25 protein-coding genes are annotated in these 23,693 nt (G+C 70.8%); 18 read left to right on the top strand and 7 right to left on the bottom strand.

Features of this window, described 5'->3' with window-relative positions; genetic code table 11:
• Positions 1 to 156 precede the first annotated feature (156 nt).
• The 4 genes from HN013_RS14385 (at position 157) to HN013_RS14370 (ending at position 3,585) form a co-directional block, all read left to right on the top strand.
• Entirely contained in the window at positions 157 to 399 is a 243-nt protein-coding gene (locus HN013_RS14385) for a hypothetical protein (RefSeq protein ID WP_171166521.1), read from the top strand.
• Between the two features lie 69 nt (positions 400 to 468).
• Entirely contained in the window at positions 469 to 741 is a 273-nt protein-coding gene (locus tag HN013_RS14380) for a DUF1876 domain-containing protein (RefSeq protein WP_171166520.1), read from the top strand.
• 505 nt (positions 742 to 1,246) lie between these two features.
• Positions 1,247 to 2,455 carry a cytochrome P450 gene (locus HN013_RS14375; RefSeq protein ID WP_171166519.1) on the top strand — a complete coding sequence of 403 codons (1,209 nt, stop codon included), beginning with the start codon at positions 1,247 to 1,249 and terminating at the stop codon, positions 2,453 to 2,455.
• 11 nt (positions 2,456 to 2,466) lie between these two features.
• Entirely contained in the window at positions 2,467 to 3,585 is a 1,119-nt protein-coding gene (locus HN013_RS14370) for a type III polyketide synthase (RefSeq protein WP_171166518.1), read from the top strand.
• A 91-nt stretch (positions 3,586 to 3,676) separates the two neighbouring features.
• Here HN013_RS14370 and HN013_RS14365 read toward each other — a convergent pair whose 3' ends face one another.
• On the bottom strand, positions 3,677 to 4,132 hold the full coding sequence (locus HN013_RS14365; protein ID WP_171166517.1) for a tellurite resistance TerB family protein: 456 nt from the start codon (positions 4,130 to 4,132) through the stop codon (positions 3,677 to 3,679).
• A 134-nt stretch (positions 4,133 to 4,266) separates the two neighbouring features.
• Positions 4,267 to 5,301: a rod shape-determining protein gene (locus HN013_RS14360; RefSeq protein WP_171166605.1), complete on the bottom strand. Its 1,035-nt coding sequence runs from the start codon at positions 5,299 to 5,301 to the stop codon at positions 4,267 to 4,269.
• Positions 5,302 to 5,608: 307 nt separating this feature from the next.
• On the opposite strand from HN013_RS14360, the gene HN013_RS14355 reads away from it, so the two are divergent.
• The 3 genes from HN013_RS14355 (at position 5,609) to HN013_RS14345 (ending at position 7,655) form a co-directional block, all read left to right on the top strand.
• A complete protein-coding gene (locus HN013_RS14355) occupies positions 5,609 to 5,932 on the top strand; it encodes a UBP-type zinc finger domain-containing protein (RefSeq protein ID WP_171166516.1) in 324 nt (107 codons plus the stop codon).
• 236 nt (positions 5,933 to 6,168) lie between these two features.
• The gene (locus tag HN013_RS14350) at positions 6,169 to 7,053 is read left to right on the top strand and encodes an NAD(P)-dependent oxidoreductase (RefSeq protein WP_171166515.1); all 885 of its coding nucleotides are present in this window, start codon (positions 6,169 to 6,171) and stop codon (positions 7,051 to 7,053) included.
• 362 nt (positions 7,054 to 7,415) lie between these two features.
• Positions 7,416 to 7,655 carry a DUF397 domain-containing protein gene (locus tag HN013_RS14345; RefSeq protein WP_171166514.1) on the top strand — a complete coding sequence of 80 codons (240 nt, stop codon included), beginning with the start codon at positions 7,416 to 7,418 and terminating at the stop codon, positions 7,653 to 7,655.
• Between the two features lie 13 nt (positions 7,656 to 7,668).
• Here HN013_RS14345 and HN013_RS14340 read toward each other — a convergent pair whose 3' ends face one another.
• Complete coding sequence (locus tag HN013_RS14340; protein ID WP_171166513.1) at positions 7,669 to 8,157, bottom strand: ATP-binding protein; 489 nt, start codon at positions 8,155 to 8,157, stop codon at positions 7,669 to 7,671.
• 317 nt (positions 8,158 to 8,474) lie between these two features.
• On the opposite strand from HN013_RS14340, the gene HN013_RS14335 reads away from it, so the two are divergent.
• The 4 genes from HN013_RS14335 (at position 8,475) to HN013_RS14320 (ending at position 11,790) form a co-directional block, all read left to right on the top strand.
• Positions 8,475 to 9,338, top strand: a complete 864-nt coding sequence (locus HN013_RS14335; RefSeq protein ID WP_171166512.1) for a helix-turn-helix transcriptional regulator — start codon at positions 8,475 to 8,477, stop codon at positions 9,336 to 9,338.
• Positions 9,339 to 9,419: 81 nt separating this feature from the next.
• Entirely contained in the window at positions 9,420 to 10,886 is a 1,467-nt protein-coding gene (locus HN013_RS14330; protein WP_171166511.1) for an aldehyde dehydrogenase family protein, read from the top strand.
• 98 nt (positions 10,887 to 10,984) lie between these two features.
• Positions 10,985 to 11,536 carry a DinB family protein gene (locus HN013_RS14325; RefSeq protein ID WP_171166510.1) on the top strand — a complete coding sequence of 184 codons (552 nt, stop codon included), beginning with the start codon at positions 10,985 to 10,987 and terminating at the stop codon, positions 11,534 to 11,536.
• A gap of 38 nt (positions 11,537 to 11,574) precedes the next feature.
• Positions 11,575 to 11,790, top strand: coding sequence for a DUF4287 domain-containing protein (locus HN013_RS14320; protein ID WP_171166509.1), 216 nt, complete (start codon positions 11,575 to 11,577; stop codon positions 11,788 to 11,790).
• 17 nt (positions 11,791 to 11,807) lie between these two features.
• Here the strand turns inward: HN013_RS14320 and HN013_RS14315 are convergent, their stop codons facing one another.
• The gene (locus HN013_RS14315) at positions 11,808 to 13,223 is read right to left on the bottom strand and encodes a glutamate decarboxylase (RefSeq protein ID WP_171166508.1); all 1,416 of its coding nucleotides are present in this window, start codon (positions 13,221 to 13,223) and stop codon (positions 11,808 to 11,810) included.
• A 35-nt stretch (positions 13,224 to 13,258) separates the two neighbouring features.
• Positions 13,259 to 13,885, bottom strand: coding sequence for a Uma2 family endonuclease (locus HN013_RS14310; RefSeq protein ID WP_249375008.1), 627 nt, complete (start codon positions 13,883 to 13,885; stop codon positions 13,259 to 13,261).
• Positions 13,886 to 14,049: 164 nt separating this feature from the next.
• Between HN013_RS14310 and HN013_RS14305 the strand changes: the two genes are divergently transcribed.
• Positions 14,050 to 14,808 (top strand): MerR family transcriptional regulator, encoded by a 759-nt coding sequence (locus HN013_RS14305; protein ID WP_171166507.1) that lies wholly within the window; start codon positions 14,050 to 14,052, stop codon positions 14,806 to 14,808.
• A 61-nt stretch (positions 14,809 to 14,869) separates the two neighbouring features.
• Here HN013_RS14305 and HN013_RS14300 read toward each other — a convergent pair whose 3' ends face one another.
• On the bottom strand, positions 14,870 to 15,238 hold the full coding sequence (locus HN013_RS14300; protein WP_171166506.1) for a YbjQ family protein: 369 nt from the start codon (positions 15,236 to 15,238) through the stop codon (positions 14,870 to 14,872).
• A 225-nt stretch (positions 15,239 to 15,463) separates the two neighbouring features.
• Here HN013_RS14300 and HN013_RS14295 point away from each other — a divergent pair, with 225 nt between their 5' ends.
• Entirely contained in the window at positions 15,464 to 16,339 is an 876-nt protein-coding gene (locus HN013_RS14295; RefSeq protein ID WP_171166505.1) for a VTT domain-containing protein, read from the top strand.
• Between the two features lie 121 nt (positions 16,340 to 16,460).
• Positions 16,461 to 18,122, top strand: coding sequence for a threonine/serine exporter ThrE family protein (locus tag HN013_RS14290; RefSeq protein ID WP_398979699.1), 1,662 nt, complete (start codon positions 16,461 to 16,463; stop codon positions 18,120 to 18,122).
• A gap of 26 nt (positions 18,123 to 18,148) precedes the next feature.
• Here HN013_RS14290 and HN013_RS14285 read toward each other — a convergent pair whose 3' ends face one another.
• Positions 18,149 to 18,646 carry an inorganic diphosphatase gene (locus HN013_RS14285; RefSeq protein WP_049716339.1) on the bottom strand — a complete coding sequence of 166 codons (498 nt, stop codon included), beginning with the start codon at positions 18,644 to 18,646 and terminating at the stop codon, positions 18,149 to 18,151.
• A gap of 86 nt (positions 18,647 to 18,732) precedes the next feature.
• Here HN013_RS14285 and dacB point away from each other — a divergent pair, with 86 nt between their 5' ends.
• The 4 genes from dacB (at position 18,733) to hpt (ending at position 23,428) form a co-directional block, all read left to right on the top strand.
• Positions 18,733 to 20,175: a D-alanyl-D-alanine carboxypeptidase/D-alanyl-D-alanine-endopeptidase gene (gene dacB, locus HN013_RS14280; protein WP_171166503.1), complete on the top strand. Its 1,443-nt coding sequence runs from the start codon at positions 18,733 to 18,735 to the stop codon at positions 20,173 to 20,175.
• Positions 20,176 to 20,408: 233 nt separating this feature from the next.
• Complete coding sequence (locus HN013_RS14275; protein WP_171166502.1) at positions 20,409 to 21,557, top strand: zinc-dependent metalloprotease; 1,149 nt, start codon at positions 20,409 to 20,411, stop codon at positions 21,555 to 21,557.
• A 184-nt stretch (positions 21,558 to 21,741) separates the two neighbouring features.
• A complete protein-coding gene (gene tilS / locus HN013_RS14270) occupies positions 21,742 to 22,770 on the top strand; it encodes a tRNA lysidine(34) synthetase TilS (protein WP_171166501.1) in 1,029 nt (342 codons plus the stop codon).
• Between the two features lie 118 nt (positions 22,771 to 22,888).
• Positions 22,889 to 23,428, top strand: a complete 540-nt coding sequence (gene hpt, locus HN013_RS14265; RefSeq protein WP_004940393.1) for a hypoxanthine phosphoribosyltransferase — start codon at positions 22,889 to 22,891, stop codon at positions 23,426 to 23,428.
• The last annotated feature ends 265 nt before the right edge of the window (positions 23,429 to 23,693 follow it).

Below are 23,693 nucleotides of genomic sequence, written 5' to 3'. Positions count from 1 at the left end.
CCGACCACAGGGGCCCCACCCGTCGAACGCCCACCGGTCTCCATACCCCCGCCACGTACGCGTACGGCAGCCCCGCCGCTCCCGGCCCCCTCGGCGTCACCGAGCCGCCCGAGCGCCCCTTCCGGGTCCCCTGCCCCCTCCGGCCCCTCCGCTCCCGTGGAGCTCCCCACCGCCCCGCCCCTCGCCGAGCCGGTCAACGACGCCGTCGCGATCATGACGGGGGTCTCGGGGCTGGTGACCGCCGTGGCCGGGCTGATCACGGCTCTCGTCGGCCTCGGCGCCCACCGAAGGGACCGCGACGGCACGGCCGGCCGGCCACCCGCGCAGCCACCCCAGCCCCCCGCCGGCCCGCTCGATCCGCCCGATCCGCCGCCCGCCGGCCCGGGCCCCTCCGTCTGACCCTGCCCGGCGTGCGACGGGCGGGCGTGCGTGCCAGCCTGGGAAATCAGCCGGCAGAAAGGCCAGTCCATGAGCGGCAACAAGTCCTGGACCGTGACGGTCGGCATCACCGAGCACGACCACGTCGTCACCGCCGAGGCCCGTCTCTCCGGCAAGGCCCCGGGCCCGATGGTCGGCGAGGGGACCGCCCGTTGCCACCCGGCGGACGAGAACGTGCCCGACATCGGCGACGAACTGGCCGCCTCCCGTGCCCTGCACGTCCTGGCGGACCAACTGCTCGACATCGCCGTGAAGGACATCGAGCAGCACACGCACGAGCGCGTCCGGGGCATCAGCTCCTGAGCGCGCCGAGGCTTCTGAGTGCACAGAGGCTTCTGAGCGTGCCGCGGCTTCTGAGCGCGCCGCGCGAAAGCCGCTGCGGCGAACCCCGGACAGAACCCGTGGTGGGATTCAGCCGGTTCCGGTGATTTCCGGCCGCTACCGGGCGGTTTCGCATGCCGCCGGAGGTACCGGCCCGTCGTTGGCGTCCTCCTCGACGCCCTCCTCGACGTACCCGGAGGCGGCCGTACCGGAGCCGTACCGGAGCCCGTACGCCCGAGGTCCGCGGGGGGCGCTGGAAGCTCCCCGCGCGCCCCCGGCGTCCTCCCGCCGCGCTTCCGGCGAGGTTCACCTACTTGGGTGAACACGCCTGGTGTGTTCGACAGAAAGCTGTTTCATTTACACGGGTAAGTCCACAAATAGAGTGAATCATCCGGGTACAGGTGTGGCGTGCTTGCCCCTGCGGAATCGGTCTGTAGATATCGGCGCGCCGCCAAGGCCGTGCCCTTGGGTATGGGGAGTGCTTCGCATGACCACTGAGGAATCCGAACGGACATGTCCCTTCCGTCACGATGAAGCGCTGGAACCGGACCCGTTCATGGAGCGGATGCGGACGGAGGCCCCGGTCGCCAAGGTCCGTATGCCGTACGGCGAGGGCGAGTGCTGGCTGGTGACGCGGTACGAGGACGTGCGTACGGTCACGCAGGACCGGCGCTTCAGCCGGGCCGCGCTGATCGGGAAGGACTTTCCGCGCATCACACCGGCGCCGATCGCCCAGTCGGAGGCGATCAACCTGATGGACCCGCCGGCCCTGAGCAGGCTCCGCCGCCTCGTCACCACGGGGTTCAGCAACAAGCAGGTCGAGGAGCTGCGGCCCAAGACCCAGCAGGTGGTGGACAAGCTGCTGGACGCCATGGAGGACGAGGGATCGCCCGCCGACGTCGCCCACCACCTGGCCGGGAAGCTGCCGCTGATGACGATCTGCGAGCTGCTGGCCGTCCCGATGGAGGACAGGCCGCAGCTGCGCGCCTGGGCCATGGCCATGATGTCCATGAAGCCCGCGGACAAGGAGGCGGCGACCGAGGCCAAGGCCGGGCTCCGCGGGTACTTCGCCGAGCTGACCGCCCAACGGCGCCGCGACCCCGGCAGCGACCTCCTCAGCTCCCTCGCCACGGCGCGGGTGGGCGACGAGATGCTCGACGAGAAGGAGCTGGCCGTCATGGGCATGCTCCTGCTCGTCACGGGACACGACACCAGCACCTACGAGATCTGCAACATCATCTACACCCTGCTCACCCATCCGGAACACCTGGCGCAGCTGCGCGAGCGGCCGGAGATCATGCCGCAGGCCCTTGAGGAGCTGCTGCGGTTCATCCCGTTCCGGCAGGGGGTCGGCATCCCCCGGGTGGCGCTGGAGGACGTCACGTTCAACGGCGTGACCATCCCGGCCGGGGACGTCGTCCACGTGTCGTACCTGTGCGCCAACCGCGACGGAGCGATGTACGAGCGCCCGGACGAGATCGACTTCGACCGGGTGGACCCGGCGCCGCACATGACCTTCGGCCACGGCTCGCACCACTGCCTCGGAGCCCATCTGGCGCGGATGGAGCTCCAGATCGCCATCGGCACGCTCATCAACCGTTTCCCCGAACTGCGCCTGGCCGTACCGGCGGAGGAGGTGCAGTGGAACACCGTGTCGATCTGGCGTTATCCCCTCACCCTGCCGGTCGCCTGGTGAGGAGGCCGACCATGGCGACTCTGTGCAGACCGGCCATCGCCGTTCCGGAGCACATCATCACCAGGGAAGAGACCCTGGAGCTGGCGCGCACCCTGCACGCGGACCATCCGCAGCTGGAGCTCGCGCTGCGGCTCATCGGCAACACCGGTGTCAAGACACGGCATTTGGTGCAGCCGATCGAGGCCACGCTCAAACATCCGGGCTTCACCGCACGGAACAACCTCTATGAGGCGGAGGCCAAGGCTCGGGTACCCGATGTGGTGAACCGGGCGCTGGAACACGCGGAGCTGAGCGTCCGCGACATCGACATGATCGTGTATGTGTCCTGTACCGGCTTTATGATGCCCTCGATGACCGCGTGGCTCATCAACACCATGGGTTTCAGAAACGAGACGCGGCAGCTGCCGATCGCCCAGCTGGGCTGTGCGGCGGGAGGAGCGGCGATCAACCGCGCCCATGACTTCTGCAGCGCCTACCCCGGTGCCAATGTGCTCATTGTGGCGTGCGAGTTCTGTTCCCTGCTCTACCAGCCGACGGACCTCGGGGTCGGCAATCTGCTGTCCAACGGCCTGTTCGGCGACGCGATCGCCGCGGCCGTGGTCCGCGGGGACGGCGGGACGGGAGTGAAGCTCGAACGCAACGGCTCGCACCTGGTGCCGGACACCGAGGACTGGATCTCCTACGGGGTGAAGGACACCGGCTTCCACTTCATCCTGGACAAACGGGTGCCGGGCACGATGGCGATGCTCGCCCCGGCGATGCGGGAGATGGCGGAGCCGCACGAGTGGGACGTCTCACGGCTCGACTTCTACATCGTGCACGCGGGCGGCCCGCGCATCCTCGACGACCTCGGCAAGTACCTGCGGCTGGAGCAGTCCATGTTCCGGTACAGCCGGCAGACGCTGGTCGAGCGGGGGAACATCGCGAGCGCGGTCGTCTTCGACGCGCTGGAGCGGCTGTTCCAGGACGGCGGCGTGGAGCACGCGTCGCGCGGCGTGATCGCCGGCTTCGGGCCGGGGATCACCGCCGAGATCGCCCTGGGCACCTGGTCGGGCACGGTGGGCGGCAACGGCCACCGTCCCGCGAAAACGTCCGCCGACCGGAACTCTTCCGTGACACTGCCGGCCTGAGCGGGCGCGGGAGCGCGGGTCACCTTCCCTCTCGGTGACCCGCGTTCCTCATGCCGTCATGCCGTACGACAGTCGGCTGGTGCAGCGGCTGTTACAGGTCGAACTCGGAGGGCGCGATGCCCAGCGCGTAGCACGCCTCGCGCACGATGGCCTGCTCCTCCTTGTCGAAATCACCGTCCGCGCCACCGATGACGATGCCGATCTGGATGACGGCGCGTGCCTCGGTGGGCTTCTTCTGCACCTTGCCGATGGTCTGGAGCAGGCTGACCTTGCCGAAGTCGAAGTCGGCGGCCAGCTTCTGGCAGTAGTCCGTGAACCGCGCGTGCAGGTCGTCCGCCGGGAAGTTCTGCAGCACCTCGTTGGTGGCGATCAGCGAGGCGACGCGCTGCCGCTCCGAAGCGTCCACCGAACCGTCGGCCGCCGCCACCAGTGCGCACATCGCCATGCTCGCGTCGCGGAATCCACCGCTCTTGAGGTCGTTCTTCTTCGCGACCAGCTGGCCCTGCATCGTCGTGGCCGATTCCTTGAGCCGGTCCCAGAGCGCCATGTGCGTGTCTCTCCTTGTGAAAACGGGGGTAGCACTGGCTGAACTGCTCCGGAGGCATGGAAGTTCCCGGAGGGGCGGAACGATTCGTCAGGTGGTCGTCAGCAGGTGGTCGTCAGGAAACGCGGCCGGGACGCTCAGCCCGTCGCCAGCGGGTCCAGCACCATCGGCTTGACCTTGCCCTCCATCATCGCCCCCAGCCCCAGCACCGAGCAGTGGTCCGGGTTGGCCGCGATGTGGACGACCATTCCCGTCGCCTCCTCGATCATCGTGTCCAGACCGGGCATCAGCGCGCTGCCGCCGGCCAGCATCATGCCGCGCGTGCCCAGGTCCGCGACGAGGTCGGGCGGGCACTCGCGCAGGACGCGCCCTATGGCGTCGAGGACGACGGTGAGCGGGGTGCGCACGGCGTTGCGCACGTGCGCCGTGCTGACCAGCACGGTGCGGGACAGGCCCGTGGCCACGTCGCGGCCGCGGACCTCGGTCTCCGTGCCACCGCCCATCCGGTCCGCGCGGAGGGCCATGTGGAGCGGGTAGAGGCCCTGGGTCGGCAGCATCAACTCGTGCTCGCTGCGCAGGTGCTGGACGATCGCGTAGTCGATCGCGTCCCCGCCGACCTGCACCTTCTCGGCCGCCACGATGGACCCCAGGGACAACACCGCCACCTGGGTGGAGGCCGCGCCGCAGACGATGATCATCGTCGCCTCGGGCAGCTCGACCGGCAGCCCGCAGCCGACGGCGGCCGCGACGAGGGTGTCCACCAGCTCGACCCGGCGGGCGCCCAGCCCGGTCAGGGTCTCCACCGCGGCCCGCTGGGCGATCGGCTCGGCGTCGTGCGGCAGGCAGACCGCGGCGCGCAGCAGCGGTTTGCGCCGCCAGGCGCGGCGGACCTTGTCGGTGATGAGGTGGCGCAGCATGCGCTGGGCCATGTCGATGTCGACGACCGTGCCGCCGGAGATCGGGCGGATGACCCGGATGTGGGCGGGCGTCCGGCCGGCCATGCCCTCGGCGAGGGTGCCGACGGCGATGAGCGAGCCGGTCCTGGTGTTGACCGCGGCGATGCTCGGCTCGTCCACGATCAGGCCGGTGTTGCGGGCGTAGATACGGGTGCGGGACGCGCCGAGGTCGACGGCGATGGTGCAGCGGCTCAGCTGGGCGAGGCTGAGGGTCATCACGGGCTCTCCCCGGCGGCGGTGCGGTGGGCTGGCGCGGGACCGCCGAACGGCGGCCCTGCGGCCATCGTGCGGCGCGGGGCGGCGCGCCGCCCGCCGGAGTGCGCCACTCGGAGGAGCGACGCCGCCGGCGGACGGACGTGCCGGGGCCCGCGGAGGCGGACACCCCCGTCACCCGCCTCCGCGGGCCCGATGCGAAGCAGTCTGCCAGGGGGGTCTGACAACGCCCCTGACCTGCGGGGACGTCGATCCGCCCGGGATTTCCCGCCGGCGCGCGCCGGGACTCCGTCCGGCCTACGCTCGGAACATGAGCGAACCAGTGACATGGCAGGTGGCGGCCGATGTCGAGGGCCGCCCGACCGACCGCGGCTGTACCCACCTGGGCGAGGCCCGCACGGTGTCCCCGAGCACGCCGGAGGGGTGCGAGGAGTGCCTGCGCATCGGGAGCACCTGGGTGCATCTGCGCGAGTGCCTCGTCTGCGGCTTCGTGGGCTGCTGCGACAGCTCGCCGAACCGGCACGCGAGCGCCCACGCGCACGCGACGCCGGGCCACGACCTCGCCCGGTCCTTCGAGCCGGGGGAGGACTGGGCCTGGTGCTACGCGGACGAGCTGCTGCTCCTGCCGTCGTAGGTGACCGCCTTCAGCAGGGCCCGGCGGCAGAGGCAGCAGACGACGGTCAGTTCCTTGCGCATGCCCCGGACCCTTCCATGGAAGTGAAAACCATTTCCATATAGTACCCATATAAGGCGCGGGCCGGACGGCTGGCCGGAACGTGCCCGTTGAGGACGGAGTCCTCCCACCTCGACAATCGGGCACAAAGGGGGCGTCCCCGGTGCGGTGCGACGGGGCGGGGCTTGGGGGGCAGCATGGACACCGAAGTGACCGTTCTCGGTCTGGGAGCGATGGGTTCCGTCCTGGCCGGGGCGTTCCTGGCCGCGGGGCATTCGACGACGGTCTGGAACCGCACGCCCGGCAGGGCGCGGCCCCTCGTCGAGAAGGGCGCGGTCGGAGCCCCCTCGGCCGGGTCGGCCGTCGCGGCGAGTCCGCTCGTCGTCGTCTGCCTGTCGGGGTACGACGCCGTCCACGAGGTGCTGGCGCCGTCGTCCGGCGTGCTCGCGGGCCGCACGCTCGTCAACGTCACCTCCGGCTCGCCGGTCCACGCGCGGGAGGCGGCCGGCAGGGCGGGACGGCTCGGCGCCCGCTACCTCGACGGCGCGGTCCTGACGGTGCCGTCCGGCGTCGGCCGGCCGGACTCCCTCCAGCTCTACGGGGGTCCGCGGGCCGCCTTCGACGCCCACCGCGGGACCCTGGCGGCCCTCGGCGACCCGGTACACCTCGGGGACGACCCGGCCCTGCCCGCCGTGCACGACATCGCGCTGCTGGGTCTCCTGTGCTCCACGCTGACCGGCTGGCTGCACGGAGTGGCGCTCACCGGTGCCGACGGTCCGGGCGGCGGTGTGACGGCGGCGGCGTACACCGAGGTGGCGGGCCGCTGGATGACGACCGTCGGCCGGCTGATGAGCGGGTACGCCCGGCAGGTCGACGCGGGGGAGTACCCGGCCGAGGGATTCCCGCTGGACCTCCATCTGATGACGGCGGGCCTCCTGGACCACGCCTGCGTACTGCGAGGGGTGGATTCCGGACTGCCGCGGGCGCTCCGGGAGCTGGTCGGGCGGGCGGTGGCGGACGGGCACGGCGCCGACAGCTACGCGCGCCTGATCGAGTACGTACGGTGGACCGGCCGCGCGTGAGGGCTGCCGCCGCCCCGCCACCTCCCTGCCGCTGACCGGGAATCCACAGGAATCCGCGTGAATGCGGTCCGTATGGGGCCGCAGGGTGTTCCCGATACGCGTGGGTCGGGTGCCGGCTCCGAACTGCCTTACTCCGCGCGGTAAGCGGAGGATTTGCGTCAATGACGGCCGCGACAGCGGCAATTGTCCCGGGCAAGCGGAAATGGGCGTTGAAAAACGGCCTCGTGACGTAGTGGCGACAACACCCTCAGTGCACGTGCATCTGCTCGTGCCGGGGAATGTGAACCGCGGCTATGATCCGAAGAAGTTGCCATCCCCGTAAACGAATGGGGATGCCCCCTGCGGCGATCCGGGAGACTCCAGTGCCACACGTCTACAACGGCATGGTTGCATCGGGCATCGATGACGTCGTCTGGCGGAAGAGCCGACACTCCAACTCACAGGGCTCCTGCGTGGAGTTCGCGAAGTTGCCGGGTGGCGGGGTTGCCGTTCGCAACTCCCGCCACCCGGATGGCCCCGCTCTCATCTACACCCCCGCGGAGATCGAGGCCATGCTGTTGGGCGTCAAGGACGGTGAATTCGACTACCTCGTGGGCGAGTGACCGCGAAATGCGGTTATTCGCGCGGCAGCCGGAACAGCGCCCAGACGACCTTGCCGTGCAGCGCGCCCGCCAAGGGGTGCCAGCCCCAGGCGTCGCTGAAGGAATCCACCAGGAGCAGTCCGCGCCCGTGCTCGTCCCCGGGGGCCGCTTCCCCCGCGACCGGCCCCTCCTCACTCGGATCGCGTACCGCGCATACCAGCCGCGTCGTCCACCGCATGAGATGAAGGCGTACGGGCGGCTCGTACCCCGCGTCGAACCGGTCGGCCGGCACGGCGTAGCGCAGGGAATTGGTCACCAGTTCCGAGACCACCAGCGCCACATTGTCGAAGATCTGGTGGACCCCCCATTGGGACATGGTGACTCTGGTGAACCGCCGGGCCGTCCGGACGGCTTCGAAGCGTGGTGGCAGTGCGCAGGAAGCGGAGTTCGACACCGCGGATGAGTCGAACCGGGGCAGCCCCCGCCAGACGGGGGAGAGCACAGTCGATCCTTCGGTACCCATCCGAGGCACTCCTGCAATCGTGGACGTGACGTGCACGTGTGCGTGGTCCATGGTTGCCAATGCGCACGGCGGATGCAAGGGCAGATGCACGTGCACGTGGGGGATTTGGGGGCGCACAGGGGGATTGGAGAGCAATTATTCCTACGCCCCCTTCGGTACGGCTCCCGGCCTTGGCCGGTATGTGTAACCGGGTGTGCACTCAACGGAGCGTGGAGGTGGCAGACTTCGGCGCCGGGGGTAGCGGGGGTCACCCTCGGAAGGGTGAGGAAGACGGCGGACAGGCAGGCCGGACCAGACCGGAAGGAAGGGTCGCAGAGATGACCACGAGCGAGTCGAGCGGTTCCGTGGTACGCCGCATACTCCTTGGCTCCCAGCTCAGGAAGTTGCGGGAGTCCCGGGGGATCTCCCGCGAAGCGGCCGGTTACTCGATCCGCGCGTCCGAGTCGAAGATCAGCCGCATGGAGCTCGGCCGGGTGAGCTTCAAGACGCGGGACGTGGAGGATCTGCTGACGCTCTACGGCATCACGCAGGAGACGGAGCGGGAGGCCCTGCTGGGCCTGGCCAGGGAGGCCAACGTCACCGGCTGGTGGCACAGCTACGGCGACGTCCTGCCCAGCTGGTTCCAGACCTACGTCGGTCTGGAGGGCGCGGCCTCGCACATCGGCATCTACGAGGTGCAGTTCGTGCACGGCCTGCTCCAGACCGAGGGCTACGCCCACGCCGTGGTGGTCCGGGGACAGCCCAGGGCCGACGCCGCCGAGGTCGAACGCCGGGTCTCGCTGCGCATGGAGCGGCAGAAGCTGCTGTTCTCCGAGCGGGCGCCGCACTTCCACGCTGTCCTCGACGAGGCCGCGCTGCACCGCCCGTACGGCGACTCCGCCGTGATGCGCGGACAGCTCCAGCACCTCATCGACCTCTCCGAGCAGCCGAATGTGACCCTCCAGGTGATGCCCTTCCGGCACGGCGGCCACGCGGGCGAGAGCGGGGCGTTCACCGTGCTGCGCTTCCCGGAGTCGGACCTGCCGGACGTGGTGTACCTCGAACACCTCACGGGCGCGCTCTACCTGGACAAGGCCGAGGAGGTCGCCCAGTACGAACGCGTCATGGGCCGCCTGCGGGCGGACAGCCTCTCACCCGACAGGACCCGGGACCTCATGCGGCGCCTGCTTCAACTTGCCTAGCGCATCAGTACGATGACGCCCAATCAGCAAGTCTGAACCAGCCCGTCCGCTCGGCCGGGCTCCGGCAGACAGGGATGACGCATGTCCTACTCCTCCGCGTTCAGGGATCTCGCGTACCAGTACATCGACGGCCAGTGGCGGGCCGGTACGGGCTCGTGGGACATCGTCGACTTCAACCCGTACAACGGGGAGAAGCTCGCCTCCATCACGGTGGCCGGCGTGGACGAGGTCGACCAGGCGTACCGGGCGGCGGAACGCGCGCAGGGGCCGTGGGGGGACACCAACCCGTACACCCGGCGGCTGGTCTTCGAGCGCGCGCTGCGGATCGTCGACGACCACGAGGACGAGCTGGCCGCGGTGATCATGGCGGAGTGCGGGGGGACGGCGCTCAAGGCCGGCTTCGAGCTCCACCTGGTGCGCGAGTTCCTGCGCGAGTCGATACAGCTGGCCCTGCGGCCCGAGGGGCGGATCCTGCCGTCCCCGGACGACACCCGCGAGAACCGGCTCTACCGGGTGCCGGTCGGCGTGGTCGGTGTGATCAGCCCGTTCAACTTCCCGTTCCTGCTGTCCCTGAAGTCCGTCGCGCCCGCGCTGGCGCTCGGCAACACGGTGGTGCTCAAGCCGCACCAGAACACGCCGATCTGCGGCGGCGGGCTGCTCGCCAAGGTCTTCGAGGACGCGGGGCTGCCGCCCGGCGTGCTCAACGTCGTCGTCACCGACATAGCCGAGATCGGGGACGCGCTGATCGAGCACCCGGTGCCCAAGGTGCTGTCGTTCACCGGCTCCGACAAGGTCGGCCGGCATGTGGCCACCGTCGCCGCCTCGCACTTCAAGCGGACGGTGCTCGAACTGGGCGGCAACAGCGCGCTGATCGTCCTCGACGACGCGGACGTCGACTACGCGGTGGACGCGGCGGTCTTCAGCCGGTTCATCCACCAGGGACAGGTGTGCATGGCCGCGAACCGGGTGCTCGTGGACCGGTCCGTGGCGGACGAGTTCACCGAGAAGTTCGTGGCCAGAGTGAAGTCCCTCAAGGTCGGCGACCCCGGTGACCCCGCCACCCACATCGGCCCGCTCATCAACGCCGGTCAGGCCGAGGCCGTCACGGCCCTCGTGGAGCAGACCGTCGCGGAGGGCGCCACCGCCCTCGTCCGGGGCAGGACCGTGGGCACCCTGGTGGAGCCGTCCGTCCTCACCGACCTCCCCGAGGACTCCGCCGTCCTCGGCCAGGAGATCTTCGGCCCCGTCGCGCTGATCATCCCCTTCGACGGCGAGGAGGAGGCCCTCCGGATCGCCAACGCCACCTCGTACGGGCTGAGCGGCGCCGTCCACACCGCGAGCGTCGAACGCGGAGTCCGCTTCGCCAAGCGGGTGGAGACCGGGATGATCCACGTCAACGACAGCACGGTGCACGACGAGGCGATCGTGCCGTTCGGCGGCGAGAAGCACTCGGGGGTCGGGCGGCTGAACGGGGACGCCATGGTGGACGCGTTCACCACCACGAAGTGGATCTCCGTGCAGCACGGGCGGAGCAGATTCCCGTTCTGAGGCTTTCGTATTGCCGGGCCCAGTAGGTCAGCTTATGACCTACTGGGCTCCTACTGTTGATGCGTCAGCAGGCGACGGCGAAAGAAACGGTGAGGTCCATGCCTACTCATGTGGTCGAGAAGAACGTCAGTGACGAGCGCGGCACCCTCCTGGCCTTCCTGGACGCCCAGCGCGGCGGCGTCCGCCGGGCGCTCCTCGGCCTGACGGCCGAGCAGGCCCTCTCCCGGCCGAGCGCCAGCGAGATGTCCCTGGCGGGGCTGCTCAAGCACGTCATCCAGGCGGAGCAGAACTGGCTGGAGCTGGCGCGCGGCGACGCCTCCGAAACGGCCTTCGACGACGAGGTGATGAAGCGCTGGGCGGCGGGCTGGCGCCCGGAGGAGCGCGAAACCGTTCCCGCGCTCCTCGCGACCTGGGACGAGGCCGCCGCGGAGACGGAGCGGTTCATCCACGCGGTGCCCTCCCTGGAGGAGACCTTCGCGCTCCCGGCCGCGCCCTGGTTCCCCCAGGAGTCCCGGGTGTCGATGCGGTGGCTGCTGCTGCACCTGATCGAGGAGGTCGGCCGGCACGCCGGGCACGCGGACATCATCCGGGAGTCGATCGACGGGAAGACCGCCTTCGAGCTGGTGGAGGAGGCGCAGCGGGAGGGCTGATCCGGCCCGTTGTCAGTGGTGGGTGGGATGCTCCCGTCATGACCGAAACCGTGAAGGGCCCCGCGAGCTATTTCCCGTCGATCGAGAAGAAGTACGGCCGTCCCGTGGCCGAGTGGAAGGACCTCATCCGTTCCTCGCCCCTGACCCGGCACATGGAGCTCGTCTCCTGGCTCAAGGCCGAGCACGGGCTGGGCCACGGCCACGCCAACGCCCTCGTCGCGCACACCCTGGCGGAGGGCTCCGGCCGGGGGTGATTCGATGGCACCCGGCCTCAGTGGTGGAACGCCGTGGCCACCTTCTCCGGCCGCCCCAGCGGCTCCCGCTGCTTCCGCAACTCCGGGAGCAGCGCCGCCAGATCGTCCATGAACAGATCCGCCAGATCCATCGAGAAGCCGTTCCTGCACACGATCCGCAGCACCGACAGGTCCTCCCGGTGCGGCGGAAACGTGTACGCGGGCACCAGCCACCCCTTCTCCCGCATCCGGCGGGACACGTCGAACACGTCGAAGCCCGTCACGCCCTCCGCCGTGGTGAAGGCGAACACCGGCAGCTCGTCCCCGCGCGTCAGCAGCCGGAACTCCCCGAGCTCCCCGATGCGCCCGGAGAGCGAACAGGCCACGTCCCGGGCGTTCTGCTGCACGGCGCGGAACCCGTCGCGCCCCAGCCGCAGGAACGTGTAGTACTGCGCCGCCACCTGCGCGCCCGGCCGGGAGAAGTTGAGCGCGAAGGTGGGCATGTCCCCGCCCAGGTAGTTGACCCGGAACACCAGCTCCTCCGGAAGCGCTTCCCTGTCCCGCCACAGCGCCCAGCCCACGCCCGGGTACACCAGCCCGTACTTGTGCCCCGAGGTATTGATCGAGGCCACCCGGGGCAGCCGGAAGTCCCAGACCAGCTCCTCGTCCAGGAACGGCGCGATCATCGCCCCCGACGCGCCGTCCACATGCACCGGAACGTCCAGCCCCGTCCGTTCCCGCAGCGCGTCCAGTGCCGCGCAGACGTCCGCCACCGGCTCGTACGATCCGTCGAAGGTCGAGCCCAGGACGGTGACGACGCCGATGGTGTTCTCGTCGCAGAGCGCGGCGGCCGCCTCCGGATCGAGGTGGAAGCGCTCGCCCTCCATCGGCACCTGCCGCGCCTCGACCTCCCAGAAGTTGCAGAACTTCTCCCAGCAGACCTGCACGTTCGTCCCCATGACGAGGTTCGGCCGCGCCTCCGCCGACGGATACCGGTCCGCGTTCCGCAACGCCCAGCGCCGCTTGAACGCCAGCCCCGCGAGCATGCACGCCTCGCTCGAACCGGTCGTCGAACAGCCGATCGCCGCCGCCGGATCCGGCGCGTTCCACAGATCGGCGAGCATCGTCACGCACCGCTTCTCCAGCTCGGCCGTCCGCGGGTACTCGTCCTTGTCGATCATGTTCTTGTCCGTGCACTCCGCCATCACCACACCGGCCTGCGGCTCCATCCACGTGGTGACGAAGGTCGCCAGATTGAGCCGCGCGTTGCCGTCCAGCATCAGCTCGTCATGGACGAACCGGTACGCGGCGTGCGGGCTCATCGGACCGTCGGGAAGCCGGCCGCGAGGCGGTTCGAGCGCCATGCCGGCGACGGGGTCGGCCTCGCCGTAGAAGGGGTTGACGGAGTAGCCGCGCTGCGGGGCGCGGCCGTGCGAGCCCTTGTGGAGTGCCATGCGGGACGCGTACCACGTCGCGCGGGGCGCCACGCTCAGACGTCGATCAGGGAGGCGAGGTCGATCTCGACGGGGAAGGGGACGGTGGTCCGGAGCTTTCCGGTGTGCGTGGGGCAGTCGGGGCTCGGGGCGTAGACACCCGCCTCGTGGTGCAGCCAGAACTCATGGACCACGGGGACGTCGTCCTCACTCCGCTCGACGCGCCAGTAGTGGTCGATCCCGGCCTCGGCGAACACCCCCGGCTTCAGGAAGCGGTCCTCCTTGCGCGACCCGGGGGACACGACCTCGACGGCGAGGACGGCCTTCTCGACCGGGATGCAGTCAAGAGTGCGGATGTCGAGCCCTGTCTTGTCGAAGACTACGATGTCGGGCCTGGGGACGTTGCGTTCGTCGAGGAAAATCGTCTGTTCGGCGTCCACGGCGAAGGACTCGCTTCGGGCCGCCTCCAGTCGAATGAACAACTGGTTCCGGACTCGGTTGTGCCACCACTTCGTGGCCCCTCGCACCATGATTTTCCCATCCAGAAGTTCCCAGTCGAACGGCAGGATCAGCTCCCTCACCTGGTCGTACGTCCAGCCGTCCTCGGGCGGGTACATCCAGTTGTCCGGGGTGGCCTGCTCCCACTGCCGATGCCTGGCTTCTGCGGCCATCACTGCTCCCATGACAGAGATCGTGTCGGGTGTTCTGGACATCCTCCCCGTTCTCGACCGTAGCGCCACCCATGCGGGTGACGGCGTACCGTTTTTCCCCTCCGCGCGCCCTCCGCTTGCACCTCACGCAACGTGACCCCTCACCGTGGGAGGCGGACAGAGAAGGGAACGGGAACGTGAGCTACTCCGTGGGACAGGTCGCCGCCGTCGCCGGTGTGACCAAGCGGACGCTGCACCACTACGACGAGATCGGGCTGCTCGTCCCGAGCGGGCGCAGTCCGGCGGGGCACCGGCGGTACGAGGAGGCGGATCTCGACCGGCTGCAGCAGATCCGGTTCTACCGGGAGCTCGGGTTCCCGCTCGACGAGGTGGCGAAGCTGCTCGACGATCCGGACGCCGATCCGACGGAACACCTGCGGCGCCAGCACGGGCTGCTGACCGGGCGGATCGACCGGCTCCGGGAGATGGCCGCCGCCGTCGAACACGCGATGGAGGCACGGAAGATGGGGATCACCCTCACCCCCGAGGAGAAGTTCGAGGTCTTCGGCGACTTCGATCCCGACGCGTACACCGAGGAGGTGGAACGGCGCTGGGGCGACTGCGACCTCTACGAGGAGTCGCGCCGCAGGACCGCCGGGTACGGCAAGGAGGACTGGCTGCGGATCAAGGAGGAGACGGACGCGCTCAACGCCCGGATCGCCGCGCTGATGGCCGAGGAGGCCGCGCCGGGGTCGGAGGCGGCCATGGATCTGGCGGAGGAGCACCGGCGGCTGATCGGCGCCCACTGGTACGACTGCACCTACGAGATCCACCTCGGGCTGGCCGAGATGTACGTCGCGGACGAGCGGTTCACGGCGACGTACGACGCGATCCGGCCGGGGATGGCGGCGTTCCTCCGCGACGCGATCGTCGCCAACGCGGCACGGAGGGCCTGACGCGCGCCGGGGGCGCCGTAGGGGCCGTGCGGCTCGTACGGCGCCCCCGGGGCGGGCGGGGTCACTGGTGGGGCGCGATGACCACGGCCGTCCCGTAGGCGCAGACCTCCGTGCCGACGTCCTGCGCGTCGGTGACGTCGAAGCGGAACATCAGGACCGCGTTGGCGCCGCGTGCCCGCGCCTGCTCGATGAGGCGCTCCATCGCCTGGTTGCGGGTCTGGACGAGGGTCTTGGTGAGCCCCTTGAGCTCGCCGCCGATCAGCGACTTCAGGCCGGCGCCGATCTGGCTGCCCACATGCCGCGAGCGCACGGTGAGGCCGAAGACCTCGCCGATGACGCGTTCGACCCGGTAGCCCGGCACGTCGTTCGTGGTGACCACGAGCACATCGGCCTGCTCGTGCTGACCGCCGCCGAACTCGTCGATACTCATCTGCGTCCACCTTCGATTGTGCGGTTTAACGGAAATTCTTCCGCTTGTGGAGCGGGACGCACGCCGGGGCCGCGGGGTTGCGCCGGCCGGGGGAGCGATCCGGGGAGACGGCTGGAACCGGGGGGTCCCCGGCTGCGTTGCTACCTTTGAGCGGCACGCACCCTCTCCCCCGCCTGTGCCCGGGCCTCGCACGAGCCTGCGCCCCCGACCCAGGAGCTGTCACCCGTGACCCCCGCGACCACTCTCGCGCTCGGCCCGCAATGGCTGGACGCGGATTACCTGATCGGTCAGTTCGGCCTGCTCGGTGTGCTGACGATCGTCTTCGCCGAGTCCGGCCTGCTGATCGGCTTCTTCCTCCCGGGCGACTCGCTCCTGTTCACCACGGGCCTGCTGGTGACCACCGGCAAGCTGGACGACTACCCCCTGTGGGTGGTGTGCGCCCTGGTCGTGCTGGCGGCCATCCTCGGTGACCAGGCGGGATACCTCTTCGGCCGCAAGGTGGGCCCCGCGCTCTTCCGGCGCCCCGACTCGAAGCTCTTCAAGCAGGAGAACGTCGAGAAGGCGCACGAGTTCTTCGAGAAGTACGGCCCGAAATCGCTGGTCCTGGCCCGCTTCGTGCCGATCATCCGGACCTTCACGCCGATCATCGCCGGCGTGAGCCGGATGAACTACCGCTCCTTCCTGACCTTCAACATCATCGGCGGCGTCCTGTGGGGCGCCGGGGTGACGCTGCTGGGCGCGGTGCTCGGCAAGATCGAGTTCGTACGGACCAACATCGAGATGATGCTGGTGGCGATCGTGCTGATCTCGGTCGTGCCGGTCGTGATCGAGTTCCTGAAGGCCCGCTCCAGGTCCAAGAAGGCCGGCCCGCCGGCCGCCACCGGGCCTGCCGCGACAGGGCCCGCTCCCGCCGGAGGGGTGCCCAGCGGGCCGCAGCCGCCGCGCGAGTACTCCCAGGTGCCGCCGCACTACCAGGACGTGCAGCCGTACCCGCTGCCCCCGGTGGACGGGCAGCCCGGCGCGGCGCAGGACGCGCGGCAGCCCGGGGACCCGCAGCAGCCGCAGCAGCGCCCGCCGCGCGGGCGGCACGCGCGGCGCTGAGACGGGCCTGCGGGCCGCTCACAGGGTTCGGCCGAAGTTCACCTGAGTCCCACGACCCCCACTGGGCACTCGTACTCCTGATCGGGCATGGTTGACCCGGACAGGAGGCGTGGAGGAGCTCGTGGTGGCTGATCGGCAGCGGGGCGGCGGGCAGCCGGATCCCGGAGAGGACCGCAAGCCGCAGAGCGACGAGGCGCACAGCGCCTTCACACCGCCCCTCGGCGTACCTCTGCCGGCGCCGCCGGAGGACGAACACCCGACGTCGGAGTTCGCCGTCCCGGAGGGCGTCGCGGAGCCCGAGGACCGGCGCCCGGAGGGCTCGGCCTTCAGCCGGCCCGCGGGCGCCATGGCGTACCCCGAGATCACCCCGCCGTTCGGCACCCCGCTCGTCAGCCTCACCAAGGACGCGCCCTGGCAGGACCGGATGCGCACCATGGTCCGGATGCCGGTCGGCGAACGGCCGGTCCCGGAGCGGCCGGCCAAGGAGGAGGAGGCCGGACTTCCGGTCCCGCGCGTCCTCGACCTGACCCTGCGCATCGGCGAGCTGCTGCTCGCGGGCGGCGAGGGCGCCGAGGACGTCGAGGCGGCGATGTACGGCGTCGCGCACGCGTACGGGCTCCACCGCTGCGAGCCCAATGTGACCTTCACCCTGCTGTCCGTCAGCTACCAGCCGTCCCTCGTGGACGATCCCGTCACCGCCAGCCGCACCGTGCGCAGGCGGGGCACCGACTACACCCGCCTCTCGGCCGTCTTCCGGCTCGTCCACGACATCACGTCGCAGGGGCTCACCCTGGAGGAGGCGTACCGCGGCCTCGCCGAGATACGCCGCAACCGGCACCCGTACCCCGGCTGGGGGCTGACCCTGGCCGCCGGGCTGCTCGCCGGCGCGGCGAGCATGCTGGTCGGCGGCGGGGTCGTGGTGTTCCTCGCGGCCGCCGCGGGCGCGATGCTGGGCGACCGGCTGGCCTGGCTCGCCTCGGGGCGCGGGCTGCCGGAGTTCTACCAGTTCGTGGTGGCCGCGATGCCGCCCGCCGCGATGGGCGTGGCGCTCAGTACCGCCCAGGACGTCGTCCACGTCCAGGCGTCCGCCGTGATCACGGGCGGGCTCTTCGCGCTGATCCCCGGGCGGGCGCTCGTCGCGGGCGTCCAGGACGGCCTGACGGGCTTCTACATCACCGCCTCGGCCCGCCTGCTGGAGGTCATGTACCTGATCGTCGGCATCGTCTGCGGCGTGATGATGGTGCTCTACGGCGGTGTGCGGATCGGCGGCACCACCCTCGACCCGGAAGCGGTGCTGCAGCGCCAGGAACGGCCCGCCCTGCAGATCGTCGCGGCGATGCTGCTGGCGTTCTCGTTCGCCGTGCTGCTCCAGCAGGAACGTTCCACCGTGCTGTACGCCACACTCAACGGGGGCGTCGCCTGGGTGGTCTACGGGGCGCTCGCCGATACCGGCGGCCTCGACCCGGTGCCCGCCACGGCCATCGCCGCCGGGCTGGTCGGCCTCTTCGGCCAGTTGCTCTCGCGCTACCAGTACACGTCCGCCCTGCCGTACGTCACGGCGGCGATCGGGCCGCTGCTGCCCGGTAGCGCGGTGTACTTCGCGCTGCTGAACTTCGCCCAGAACGAACTGGACACCGGAATGGCCAGCCTCACCAAGGCGGCGGCCCTGGCGCTCGCCATCGCCATCGGGGTGAACCTCGGGTCCGAGATGGCCCGGATGTTCCTGGTGGTGCCGGGCGCCGCGGCGTCGCGGCGGGCGGCCAAGCGGACGCGCGGCTTCTAGCGGAGCCGCGCGTCCCGCTCACCGGCTCAGTGGTGCGAGCCGCCCGCGGCCTCAAGGCGCTTGTACGAAGCCTCGATCTCGGCCTCCGCCTCGGCGCGGCCGACCCACTCGGCACCCTCGACCGACTTGCCCGGCTCCAGGTCCTTGTAGACCTCGAAGAAGTGCTGGATCTCCAGGCGGTCGAACTCCGACACGTGGTGGATGTCGCGCAGGTGCTCCACGCGGGGGTCGTTGGCCGGGACGCACAGCAGCTTGTCGTCGCCGCCCGCCTCGTCCGTCATACGGAACATGCCGACGGCGCGGCACTTGATGAGGCAGCCCGGGAAAGTGGGCTCGTCCAGGATGACGAGCGCGTCCAGCGGGTCGCCGTCCTCGCCGAGGGTGTTCTCGACGAAGCCGTAGTCGGCGGGGTAGCTGGTGGACGTGAAGAGACGGCGGTCCAGACGGATGCGACCGGTCTCGTGGTCCACCTCGTACTTGTTCCGCGAACCCTTCGGAATCTCGATGGTGACGTCGAACTCCACGAGTGGCTCCTTCATGATCAACACATACGTCTGGTGATTAAGTGTCCCTTACGCAGGTGTGTGGTGGCGAAAGGGGCTGGTCCGTCATGCCCGGAAGCATGCGGTGGCAGGCCGGACGGTGGCGTGACGCGACGGCGGCGCAGCGTGGAACGGCGCGGTTCGTCGCGGTGTCCACCGTCGCGGGCCTGCTCGTCGCGGCCGGAGCCGTGGCGGCCACCGGCCCCTGGGACGGCGGACAGCGTACGGCCGAACGGACCCGCGCCGCAGCCGCCGACCGGGCGGAACGGGCACGTCCCGCCCCTTCCGGGCCGCCCCCGGCGGGACCGGTGCTCATCGGCGCGGGCGGCCGGGCGCCCGCCGCGGCCGGCGTCGCCGCCGCGCTGGAGCCGCTGCTCCGCGACGGCGCGCTGGGTCCGCATGTCTCCGCCGCCGTCCTGGACGCCACGACGGGAGAACGTCTGTTCGGCTCGGACGAGGGGGCCGCCGTCACTCCCGCCTCCACCGTCAAGCTCGTCACCTCCGCCGCGGCGCTCTCCGCCCTCGGCGCGGATCACCGCATCGAGACCACCGTGACGCTCGGGACTGACGGGATCGTGCTCGTCGGCGGCGGCGACCCTACCCTCACCGCCCGCCCCGCCCCCTCCGGCGAACGCTTCGCCAGCCTCCCCGCACTCGCCGACGCCACCGCCCGCGCCCTCAAGGCGCGCGGCACGGACCGTACGAAGCTCTCGTACGACGTCTCGCGCTACACCGGGCCCGCGCAGCACCCGATAGGGCCGAACGAGAACCTGGCGCCGGTCAGCGCCCTCATGGTGGACGAGGGGCGGCTGGACGACAGCGACCACGGTCCCGCGGAGCGGACGGCCGACCCCGCCGGGGACGCCGCACGGAAGTTCGCCGCCCTGCTGGCGGACCGGGGCGTACGCGTCGAGGGCGACCCCGCCGAGGGCCGCTCGCCCGCCGGGGCCCGGCGGATCGCCTCCGTCGCCTCCGCCCCGCTCTCCGACCTCGTCGAGCGGGCCCTCACCAACAGCGACAACGACATCGCCGAGGCCCTCGCCCGGCAGACCGCCCTCGCGGACGGGCAGCCCGCCTCCTTCGAGGGCTCGGGCCGGGCCGTCGCCGCCCGCGTGGCCAAGCTCGGCCTCCCCGCCGACGGGGCCCGCTTCGCCGACGGCAGCGGTCTGGACCGCTCCGACCGGGTCTCCGCCGGTCTTCTGGCACGGCTTCTCGCTCGTGCCGGTGAGCGGGGGGCTCCTGAGCTGCGGCCTGTTCTGACCGGGCTGCCTGTTGCGGGGTTCAGCGGGACGCTTCAGGGGCGGTACGGCGCCGGTGACGCGGGGGCCGGGCGGGGGGTCGTCCGGGCCAAGACCGGGACGCTCACCGGGGTGAACACGTTGGCCGGGACGGCTGTCACGGGGAGCGGGCGGTTGGTGGCGTTCGCGTTCATGGCGGACGGGACGTCGGATCCGGAGGGCGCGCAGCGGGCGTTGGACGCGCTGGCCGTCGCGGTGGCGGCGGCGCGGTAGGGGTGCCCCGGTCCCTCCCCCGGAGGGGGCACCCCCATTTCACCGTTTCCCGGGGCGCTGCCCCGGACCCCGTGAAAGCGGCTTCGCCGCTTGTCCTCAAACGCCGGACGGGCTGGATTTCGCGCCCGGGCGCGAAATCCAGCCCGTCCGGCGTTTGAGGACAGCGCGCGCAGCGCGCTTCTGCGTGGCCCCGGCCCTCACCGCCGCGAGCCGGTAGCACGTACCGTGAAGCCATGACGAGCATCGGTGGTGCGGAGATGGTCGACTGGAAGCTCGCGGTGGCGACCGCGACGCGGTTCGTGCGGCCGGGGCCGGAAGTCAGCAGGGACGAGGCGCGCGAGGTGGTCGCCGAGCTGCGGCGGCATGCGAAGGCGTCGGAGGAGCACGTCCGGGGGTTCACCCGGATGATGCCACCGGGGGGCGAGGGGGACGCGAGTGCCGACACCCCGGTCCTGGTGGTGGACCGGGCGGGCTGGATCAGGGCGAACGTCGCCGGCTTCCGGGCGGTGCTCGGGCCGCTGCTGGAGAAGATGCAGGACCGCAGGGGCAATGTGCCGGGCGGGGCCGTGCTGGGCGCGGTGGGCGGCAAGGTGACCGGCGTGGAGCTGGGCATGCTGCTGTCGTTCCTGGCCTCGCGCGTCCTGGGGCAGTACGAGACGTTCGCGCCGCCCACGCGCGAGCTGCCGGGCGGGGCAGGCGGCGGCAGGCTGCTGCTGGTGGCGCCGAACATCGTGCATGTGGAGCGCGAACTGGACGTGGCGCCGCACGACTTCAGGCTGTGGGTGTGCCTGCACGAGGAGACGCACCGCACGCAGTTCACGGGGGTGCCCTGGCTGCGGGACCACATCGAGGGCGAGGTGCAGTCGTTCCTCGCCGAGACGGACATCGACCCGGCGACGCTCCTGGAACGGTTCCGGGAGGCCGTCCAGTCGCTGGGCGGCGGCCGGCCGCCGGAGGCCGCCGAGGACGCGGCGGCGCGCGGCGGGCGGAGCATCGTGGAGCTGGTCCAGACCCCGGCCCAGCGGGAGGTCCTGGGCCGGCTGACGGCGGTGATGTCGCTGCTGGAGGGGCACGCGGACTATGTGATGGACGGGGTCGGCCCGCAGGTCGTGCCGTCCGTCACCGAGATCCGGGAGAAGTTCCAGCAGCGGCGGGCGAGCGGCGCGGGCCGGCTGGACCAGGCGCTGCGCAAGCTGCTGGGTCTGGACGCCAAACTGCGGCAGTACCGTGATGGCGAACGGTTCGTCCGGGCGGTGGTGGACCAGGTCGGCATGGAGGGCTTCAACAGGGTCTGGACCTCGCCGAACACCCTGCCGACCAAGGCCGAGATCGCCAAACCCGCGGACTGGGTCGCACGGGTGCACAGTCGCACCGAGGGGTGACGGCGCCACGCCCCATGACGGATGAACGCTCCCGTAATCACCCGTCCGAGGGACCGTGTGCCAGGGGTGGGCGTGCGATGCTCGGGTAAAGGCTCGTCTCTGTCACCATCTACGCACACAGCGTGACGGGCGCGGGTCGCCCGTCCCCACACCCCCTGCCCTTGGAACGATTGGACACTCGGACATGGGTCCACACCCCGCGGTCGCGGCGATACGCCTGGCGGTCCGCCGCGTACTCCACGACGTCCTCACCCTCGCTCCGTCCGAATCCGCAACCGGAAGCCCTAGCGGCGACCCCAGGCCCCCGCTCGTCCTGGCCGCCTGCTCCGGTGGCGCCGACTCCATGGCGCTCGCCTCCGCCCTCGCCTTCGAGGCCCCCCGGCTCGGCGTCCGCGCCGGTGGTGTCACCGTCGACCACGGCCTCCAGCAGGGCTCCGACCTCCGCGCCGCCGAAGTGGTGAGCCGCCTCCTCGCCCTCGGCCTCGACCCCGTCGAAGCGCTCCCCGTGCGCGTCGGCCGGGAGGGCGGCCCCGAGGCCGCCGCCCGCGACGCCCGCTACGCCGCCCTGGACGCCGCCGCCGAACGGCACGGCGCCGCCGCCGTCCTCCTCGGCCACACCCGGGACGACCAGGCGGAGACCGTCCTCCTGGGCCTGGCCCGCGGCTCCGGCACCCGCTCGCTGTCCGGGATGGCCGTCGCCTCCGGAGTCGGCGGTCGCTACCGCCGGCCGTTCCTGGGGCTGGACCGGCAGACGGCCCGCAAGGCGTGCATGGTGCAGTCGCTGCCCGTCTGGGACGACCCGCACAACGTCGACCCCGCCTACACCCGCTCCCGGGTCCGCCACGAGGCGCTGCCGGTCCTGGAGAAGGCCCTGGGCAAGGGCGTCGTCGAGGCCCTGGCCAGGACCGCCCAGCTCTCCCGGGACGACGCGGACGCCCTCGACTCCTGGGCCCTCGCCGTGGAGCCGTCCGTCCGCGACGACAGCGGCGCCCTGGAGGTCGCCAAGCTCTACGCGCTGCCCCCCGCCGTCCGCCGCCGTGTGCTGCGCCGGGCGGCCATCGAGGCCGGTTCCCCGGCCGGTTCGCTCTTCGCCCGGCACATCGAGGAAGTCGACCGGCTGATCACCGGCTGGCGCGGCCAGCGGGCCATCAACCTCCCCGGGCGCGTCGCGGTCCACCGGCATGGTGGCAGACTGGTCCTCCGGCAGGGCTGAATCGAACGACCGTGAGTGATCGCGGGCAGGCCCGGCCGGACCCTGGCCGGGCGGCAGTCGCCCGGACGGCCGGATGAGCCCCAATCGAACGAGAGTGGCGCGGGTGGACGAGAAGGACATGGGCACCGACCTCAAGTCGGTGCTCATCACCAAGGAAGAGATCGACGCGAAGCTGGCCGAGCTGGCCGCGAAGATCGACGCGGAGTACGCGGGCAAGGACCTGCTCATCGTCGGTGTCCTCAAGGGCGCCGTGATGGTGATGGCGGACCTGGCGCGCGCGCTGTCCAACCCGGTCACCATGGACTGGATGGCCGTGTCCTCCTACGGCGCGGGCACCCAGTCCTCCGGCGTGGTCCGCATCCTCAAGGACCTCGACACCGACATCAAGGGCAAGCACGTCCTGATCGTCGAGGACATCATCGACTCCGGTCTGACGCTGTCCTGGCTGCTGTCGAACCTCGGCTCCCGCGAGCCCGCGTCCCTCAACGTCGTCACCCTGCTCCGCAAGCCGGAGGCGGCCAAGGTCGCCATCGACGTGAAGTGGGTCGGCTTCGACATCCCGAACGAGTTCGTCGTCGGTTACGGTCTCGACTTCGCGGAGAAGTACCGCAACCTGCCCTTCGTGGGCACGCTCGCGCCGCACGTCTACGGCGGCTGAGCACACCCGACCTGGGAGGATGTTCATCCTCCCGGGTGCCCCGGCCATTGCGACGCCGCCGGGAACCCTTCACGGTTTTCCGCCGTTGGAGGAGGGGAAGACGGATTTGTTGACCGTCTGCGGCGGCGTCGGGTGACAATGCTGGGGTACCGTCCGAAGGTCAGTCTTTTCAAGCATTCTTCAGTCAAGTACTGCAAGGTCGAGCAAACACCGTACGCACAGGCACCCCGATCAAGGGGCACCGTGCCTCACTGTGGCAGGAGGG

Source organism: Streptomyces sp. I05A-00742 (genome assembly GCF_013055795.1).
In the GTDB taxonomy this organism is placed as follows: domain Bacteria; phylum Actinomycetota; class Actinomycetes; order Streptomycetales; family Streptomycetaceae; genus Streptomyces.
This window is presented reverse-complemented; position numbering and strand designations above follow the sequence as displayed.